This is a genomic window from Aeromonas sobria (assembly GCF_050266975.1).
In the GTDB taxonomy this organism is placed as follows: Bacteria; Pseudomonadota; Gammaproteobacteria; order Enterobacterales; family Aeromonadaceae; genus Aeromonas; species Aeromonas sobria_B.
Genome location: NZ_JBKISU010000061.1, coordinates 1 through 7,354, shown reverse-complemented (window position 1 = coordinate 7,354; position 7,354 = coordinate 1). Strand labels below are relative to the sequence as shown.

Sequence of the window (7,354 nt, the reverse complement as noted above, 5' to 3'; positions counted from 1 at the left end):
ACATCCACTACTACAACCACGAGCGGATCAAAGCAAAACTAAACGGCCTGAGCCCGGTACAGTACCGAACTCAGGCCATGTCATCCGCCAACTAATGTGTCCAATAAATGGGGTTCACTTCACAAGGAGTGGCTTTTTTCAACCGGATGGTCCGCGATTAGACGCGAACGAAGTCCAGGTGAACCAGCTTCGGCTTAACCGGGTGACGCTGGATAGCCTTCACTTTTACGTTGACTTCTTCACCGTTGATGACCAGGGTCAGCACGGACTCGTAGAACTCCGGCTTGGCTTGGGCGATGATGAATTTGCTGTGGTCAACAGTGATGGATTGAGCTTCTTTGCCGGCACCGTAGATGATGGCAGGAACTTGGTCAGCGTGACGCAGGCGGCGGCTCGCACCTTTCCCCAGGTCAGAACGGACTTCAGCTTGGAATACGAAAGACATAGTAGTTATCTCATATAGATGAATTTATGGTGCTGACTGCGACCGGTCAGCACCTCGCAAAACGAGCGCGGATAGTAGCATGGCTGGCCGGGCAGAGACAAGCGGGTTACAGGCTGCCATCGAGCCGATTGAACAACTCATGCCGCTCCCCCGGGCTGAGCGCCTGATACCGGGCCAGCAGCCGGGGCGGCGGGCAGAGCAGGGCATCCCCCGTCTTGACCTGGGGCCTGGGGCCCAGCCGTTGACGATTGGCTTCATACAAGGCCAGTACATGGCTGTAGGTATCCCCTCCCTGACCCTGGGCCAGGGTGGCGGCGATGCGCCACAAGGTCTCGCCGGGGGCCACCCTGTGGCAGATCCCCTCCCGGGGCGCCCCGCTCCTCTCCCCTGCGCCGAGTGCCACGGGCGGCTCGGCGACCGGGGCTGCCGGGGGCAGCCTCATGGCTGGGCGCCAGCCATGGACGCCGGCAACCGGCGACAGCAGCCCATATTGATGGGGCAGGTTGAACTCGGGCAACACGGCCACCGGCTGGCTGGGACCAACTTGCGCTTCACCGTCGGCCTTGGGCGCCCATTGCACGCTGGCGACCCCATAGGCCATCTCGTCGATGCGCTCCAGCCTGGCCAGATAGGCGCGGGAGAGCCGGGCCTCCCCCTCGAACAGATCGAAGGGGGGGACCAGGCGCGCCGGAAACAGGATCTGCCAGTGCCCCTTATGCTGGCGACGGGCCAGGGGGGGATACTGGTTGCCGTGCCAGGCCGCGAAGATGGCGGGCGGCTCGCGGCGCAGCGGATAGTATTCCGGATTCAGACTGACCCAGGTCTGCTCGGCAATGGGCTGATACCCACTGATGTTGACCAGAGCCATCCCCAACCAGATCCCCAGCATGTGATGGCCTCCCTTCCTGCGCTTCCCTGGCTCTTATCGCCACACTCTTCTCGCCACGTTCTTCATCACACTATGGCTCAGAAAACAGATAGATAGCAGCTTAGCACTGGGCGATGGCGCTCTGCACCCGTTTATCGGAGATGGGATACGGCGTCCCCAGCTGCTGGGCGAAGAAGGAGACCCGCAGCTCTTCAATCATCCAGCGGATATTGGCCACCTCGGGGGGGATCGGCTGGGATTTGGGGATCTTGGCAAGCAGCGCCTTGTACTCAGACTCCACGCTCTGCACCTTGAGCATGTAGGCCCGATCCCGGTTGGGATCGATGGCCAGCTTCTCCAGGCGCCGCTCGATGGCCCGCAGGTAGCGCAGCAAATCAGGCAGCCTCTGCCAGCCGGTTTCGGTCACGAACCCCTTGTGGATGAGGTTGCCCAGCTGCAACTGGATGTCCGACATGGCAAAGGCGGTGTCGAGCTGCATCTTGCCCTTGAGCCGCTTTTTAATCTCATGGGAGAGGGTCAGCACGGCTTCTACCTGTTTGGCCACCTCCACCACGGCGTCGTTGAGCTCGGCGCGGACAAACTCCTTGAGCGACTCGAACCCGGCCTCGTCCCAGGCCAGGCCGCCGTGCTGCTCCATGAGCTTGTCACAGCCACAGGCGATGCAGTCGTCAATCAGCTCGGCCACCTTGCCGAAGGGATTGAAGTAGAGCCCCAGCTTGGCCTTGTTGGGTAGCTTCTCCTGCAGATACTTGATGGGGGACGGCACGTTGAGCAGCACCAGTCGGCGCTGGCCCGCCCACATCAGCTGCTGCTGGGCCACCGGGCTCTCCACCAGCTGGATGGCGACCGAGTCTTTCTGATCCACCAGGGTCGGATAGGCCTTCACCTCGAAGCCGCTGCGCTTCTGGCTGTACTCCTGGGGCAGCTCGCCAAAGCTCCACAGGGTGAGGCCAGACTGCTCTATGTCGTCGTCCGCCACCTGGGAGAGGGTCTCCTGCACACGCCCACGCAGGGATTCCTTCAGCGCCTCCAAATCCTTGCCTTCCGCGATGGGCTTGTGCTTGTCATCCACCACCCGGAAGGTGAGTTTCAGGTGATCGGGCACCGATGCCCAATCCCAGGCTTCCCGGGGCACTGTGACCCCGGTCATGCGGCGCAGCTGGCGCTCCATCTCGTCCAGCAGCGGCCCCTGCTCGGGATTGAGGGTGGCGAGCAGCGCATCGGCGTAGTTCGGGGCCGGCACGAAGTTCTTGCGCATGGGCTTGGGCATCGACTTGATGAGGGCGACCAAGAGCTCGTGACACAGCCCGGGGATCAGCCATTCGAACCCCTTCACCTCCACCTGGTTGAGCAGCGGCAACGGAATATGCAGGGTGACGCCATCGGCGGCCTCCCCGGGCTCGAACTGGTAGGTCAATTTCAGCTTGAGGCGCCCCTGCTGCCAGAAGTTGGGGTAGTCGAGATCGCTGATGTGGGCCGCGTCCCCCTTCATCAGCATCTCTTTCTCGAAGTTGAGCAGCTCGGGATCCTGCTTTTGCGCCTCCTTCCACCACTTGTCGAAATGGCGAGCGGAGATCACCTCCTCCGGCAGGCGGGCATCGTAGAAGCGGAACAAGTCCTCGTCATCCACCAGGATATCGCGCCGACGGGACTTGTGCTCCAGCGCCTCCACCTCGGCCAAGAGCTTGCGGTTATCGCCAAAGAAACGGTGGCGAGTCTCGAAATCCCCCTCCACCAGGGCGCGGCGGATAAAGAGCTCGCGGCACAGCGCCGGATCGAGGCGGCTGAAGTTGATGGTGCGCTCGTTGACCAGGGTCAGGCCGTAGAGGGTTACCTTCTCCTTGGCCATGACGGCGCCGTTTTTCTTCGACCAGTGGGGGTCGCTGTGGTGCAGCTTGATGAGGTGCGCCGCCAGCGGCTCCACCCATTCCGGCTCGATCTTGGCGTTGATGCGGGCGTAGAGGCGGGAGGTCTCCACCAATTCTGCGGCCATCACCCACTTGGGCGGCTTCTTGAACAGACCCGAGGCCGGGAACAGGTGGAAACGGCCGTTGCGGGCGCCGAGGAATTCGGGCTTCTCCAGATCCTTGTTGCCGATATGGCTGAGCAGCCCCGTCAGCAGGGCGCAGTGCACCGTCTTGAAGTCCGCGGGTTCATGGTTGGCCTTGAAGCCCAGCTCTTTCACCGTCTGGCGCAGCTGGAAGTGGATATCCTGCCACTCGCGCACCCGCAAATAGGAGAGAAACTCCTTCTGGCACATGCGGCGGAAGGGGTTGCTGCCGAGGAGATCCTGCTGCTCTTTGAGGTAATTCCACAGATTGACGAAGGCGAAGAAATCGGAATCTTTGTCCTCGAAGCGTCTGTGCTGCTCGTCGGCGGCCTGCTTCTTCTCCATAGGCCGCTCGCGGGGATCCTGGATGCTGAGGCCGGCAGTGATCACCATCACCTCGCTCAGACAGCCGGTTTGCGCCGCCGTGATCACCATCTTGGCGAGCCGCGGATCGAGCGGAATACGCGACAGCTGGCGACCGGTTTCGGTCAGCTGCAATTTCGGTTCCTGCTCCCGGGTACCGGGCAGCTCTTTGACCGCTTCCAGTTCTTTGAGCAGGGTCAGGCCATCCTTGATATGGCGAGATTCGGGCGGCTCGACGAAGGGGAAGGCTTCCATGTTGCCAAGGCCGAGCGCCAGCATCTGCAAGATGACGGAGGCCAGGTTGGTGCGCAGGATCTCGGGATCGGTAAATGCGGGGCGGTTGTTGAAATCCTCCTCCGAGTAGAGGCGGATACAGATACCGTCCGCCACCCGGCCGCAACGCCCCTTGCGCTGGTTGGCGCTGGCCTGGGAGACAGGCTCTATGGGCAGGCGCTGCACCTTGGTGCGCCAGGAGTAGCGGCTGATGCGGGCGGTGCCCGGATCGATGACGTAGCGAATGCCCGGCACCGTCAGCGAGGTCTCCGCCACGTTGGTGGCCAGCACGATGCGCCGCCCGGCGTGTTGCTGGAACACCTTGTTCTGCTCGGCGTTGGAGAGGCGGGCGTAGAGCGGCAGCACCTCGGTGTCCCGCAGGTTGAGCTTGCGCAGGGCATCGGCGGTGTCGCGAATTTCCCGCTCACCGTTCATGAAGATGAGAATATCCCCCAGCCCCTCCCGGGCCAGCTCTTCCACCGCATCGAAGATCCCCTGCAGCTCGTCGCGCTCCTCCAGCCCCTCACTCTTGTCGCCGCTTTTTTTATCAGCAAACAGCGGGCGATAGCGCATCTCCACCGGGTAGGTGCGGCCTGAGACTTCGATGATGGGCGCCTGGTTGAAATGGCGGGAGAAGCGCTGGGGGTCGATGGTGGCCGAGGTGATGATCACCTTGAGATCCGGGCGCCTTGGCAGCAGCTGCTTGAGATAGCCCAGGATGAAGTCGATGTTGAGGCTGCGCTCGTGGGCCTCATCGATGATGATGGTGTCGTACTGGGTCAGCATGCGGTCGTGCTGGATCTCCGCCAGCAGGATACCGTCTGTCATCAGCTTGATGTGGGTCTGCTCGCTCACCTGATCGGTAAAGCGCACCTTGTAGCCCACGTACTGGCCGAGCTCGGACGCCATCTCTTCCGCAATACGGGCCGCTACCGTGCGGGCCGCGAGGCGCCGCGGCTGGGTGTGGCCTATATAGCCCTTGACCCCGCGCCCGAGCGAGAGACAAATCTTGGGGATCTGGGTGGTCTTGCCCGAGCCGGTTTCCCCGGCGATGATCACCACCTGGTGTTCACTGATCGCCTTTGCGATCTCCGCCTGCTTCTGGCTGACCGGCAGGTTGTCCGGGTAAGTGACCCTGGGCACGCCGGCCAGGCGGGATTGATAGCGCGATTCGGCCACCACCAGATCGGCTGCTATGGTCTCCAGCATGGCGGTCTGTTTGCCCTCAGGCAATTTCTTGACCCCGTGCAGGCGACTGGAGAGGCGACGGGCGTCGAGATTCATGCAGGCAGAGAGACGGCGGCGCAGCGCCTCGATAGAGAGAGACAAGGTAGGCATTTCCTTAAATAAGTGCCCAGAGGGGCCATATCGATAAGCTGGGAGCGATCCTAAAGAGCGAGCGGGGGCGGTGCAAGTATTAACGCTGTCACCAAAAAACGGGAGAAAGGCAGGGGGCCCCCTGCCATTTCGGGACACTCAGGCGTGAGCCTGGGGAATGAAGCAGGTATCGAGCTGGTTATGGATGGCCTTCATCACGTCGTGGCGACTGATGACCCCCACCAGACGCCCCGCCTCCAGCACGGGATACATCTTGGGCTTTTGTCCGAGCATCATCTCGGCCAGCTCCAGGATGCTGGTCTGCGGGCTCACCGTCAGCACGTCCTGGCGCATCACGTCCTTGACCTGGGCCACCTGCTCGCAGTGATAGGCCTCCTTGAGCATGACGGCGATGCAGTCCTGCTCCGACACCCAACCGATGAGGCGACCGTTGGCGTCGATGACGGGCCCGCCCAGTTGATTGCTGTTGACGAACTTGGCCACGGCAGACTGCACCATCATCTCCGCCTTGAAGGTGATGGGCCTCACCTGCATATAGTCCTTGGCAATTAATGCTTTCATCTTGAACCCCCTAAGGAACCTGGTTCAGCCGCCTTATGCTGGCGTCCTCGTTTCAAGCATAGCTCGCCCGCCTCAGGAGATGGATTGCAGCAAGAGCAGCAATTCGCTCTGACTGTGGCAATCGGTCTTCTTGAACACCCCCTTGAGGGTGGAGCGCACGGTTTCCACCTTGACACCGCGCAACTCGGCGATGTCGTTGCTGCTGTACCCCTTGCTCATCAGCATCAGCAGCTCCTTCTCGCCAATGGTGAGGGGATAGAGGCTGGCCAGGGCTTCAATATCGGGATTGAAGGCGTGCTCGGGGTCGCGCAGCACCAGCTCCACGAAACGTTCGTATCGCGTCAGCCCGCTCATCAGGGTGCACTGGATCAACAAGGGCCTGAGATTGGCCTGACGGGGTACACAAAGATAGGCACTGGCTCCCGGCAGCAGATAGGCGAAACCGGCGAGCATCTCTTTAAATTGACGCTGCTGATCCTTGCTCTGCAAGGAAAACAATCCGGCCAGGGTACGCAATTCCACATTCTCATCCGTGATGCGGTTAAACGCCGTATTGGAATAATGGATATAACCCTTGTCATCTATGATGGCGCTGGGCTTATTGTGATTGCGCACCAATTGTTGCAGCTGATAATTCTGGGTCTCCAGGGCCAGCAGATTCCAATAATGCTGACTCCAGGCGGCGAAACCGGCATACATGTCCGCCACCAGGTGCCGCTCTTGCACGGTGAAGTCGCTCTGGGCACCACTGCGATAACCGCACAGGGAGCTCAGGCCATGGTCCTTGACCCGGCACACGCCCCCCAGGGCGAACTGGGCACCGAAACTGGCGAGCAGCCCGGCGTTGTCGGAGATCTCATAGGCGCTGACCACCCCCTGGCACCCCTTGTCCAGGTAGTGATTGAACCAGACATCCTGACGATGATGCTGCAGATAAAAATGCTGCTGCGCCTCGCTCAAGCCGCTGGCAAACAGCTTGATCCCGTCGCTCTTGTCATCATCACGCAATAAAAGCAGGGTTGAACTGCCACCGAGATCATAACGAAATTTGTCTACGACCAGCTTAATGTCAGAATCATTAATACCACACTCATATAATTGACTTATATATGGCGATACCCTCTCGCTTACTAATGTTTTCACACCCGAACTCCTAATTCTTATTTTTATTGAGCAGGCATCTTACTCTGCATTGACTAAAGCGAAAAGTAGTCAAATGAACAATTACCCTCCCCGTTGCGTCAATATATTTACCGCCCCGCTTGTATCAGAAATCCCTTATTTAATGCCTCGCCATCATGGGGCGGCAACCTTAACCATCCCCTCATATGAGCGAGGCGTGGCGCGGCTTCTGAGGTATGATCGCCATCCTTGACCAGCTAATACCCAACAGACTATCCCCATGTTTAACCACGAACTAATCCTCAACCACATC

General features: G+C 60.3%; 6 protein-coding genes. 1 reads left to right on the top strand and 5 read right to left on the bottom strand.

Annotated features, from left to right (window positions below):
- The coding region (locus ACLHZ1_RS20255) for an IS3 family transposase (protein WP_427263495.1) at positions 1-95 on the top strand (95 nt) is incomplete at its 5' end.
- Positions 96-157: 62 nt separating this feature from the next.
- On the opposite strand, the gene rplY is transcribed toward ACLHZ1_RS20255, so the two are convergent.
- The 5 genes from rplY to ACLHZ1_RS20230 all read right to left on the bottom strand — a co-directional run bounded on the left by rplY (position 158) and on the right by ACLHZ1_RS20230 (position 7,062).
- A complete protein-coding gene (gene rplY / locus ACLHZ1_RS20250; RefSeq protein WP_408795674.1) occupies positions 158-445 on the bottom strand; it encodes a 50S ribosomal protein L25 in 288 nt (95 codons plus the stop codon).
- Positions 446-551: 106 nt separating this feature from the next.
- Positions 552-1,334: a hypothetical protein gene (locus ACLHZ1_RS20245; RefSeq protein WP_427263494.1), complete on the bottom strand. Its 783-nt coding sequence runs from the start codon at positions 1,332-1,334 to the stop codon at positions 552-554.
- A 100-nt stretch (positions 1,335-1,434) separates the two neighbouring features.
- Positions 1,435-5,349, bottom strand: a complete 3,915-nt coding sequence (hrpA, locus tag ACLHZ1_RS20240) for an ATP-dependent RNA helicase HrpA (RefSeq protein WP_427263493.1) — start codon at positions 5,347-5,349, stop codon at positions 1,435-1,437.
- Between the two features lie 147 nt (positions 5,350-5,496).
- The gene (locus ACLHZ1_RS20235; RefSeq protein ID WP_408795667.1) at positions 5,497-5,919 is read right to left on the bottom strand and encodes a CBS domain-containing protein; all 423 of its coding nucleotides are present in this window, start codon (positions 5,917-5,919) and stop codon (positions 5,497-5,499) included.
- Positions 5,920-5,991: 72 nt separating this feature from the next.
- On the bottom strand, positions 5,992-7,062 hold the full coding sequence (locus ACLHZ1_RS20230; protein WP_427263492.1) for a helix-turn-helix transcriptional regulator: 1,071 nt from the start codon (positions 7,060-7,062) through the stop codon (positions 5,992-5,994).
- Positions 7,063-7,354: the final 292 nt, after the last annotated feature.

Coding starts and splice junctions, on each gene's coding strand:
- rplY (WP_408795674.1), bottom strand. CDS start 445: ATGTCTTTCGTATTCCAAGCTGAAGTCCGTTCTGACCTGGGGAAAGGT.
- ACLHZ1_RS20245 (WP_427263494.1), bottom strand. CDS start 1,334: ATGCTGGGGATCTGGTTGGGGATGGCTCTGGTCAACATCAGTGGGTAT.
- ACLHZ1_RS20235 (WP_408795667.1), bottom strand. CDS start 5,919: ATGAAAGCATTAATTGCCAAGGACTATATGCAGGTGAGGCCCATCACC.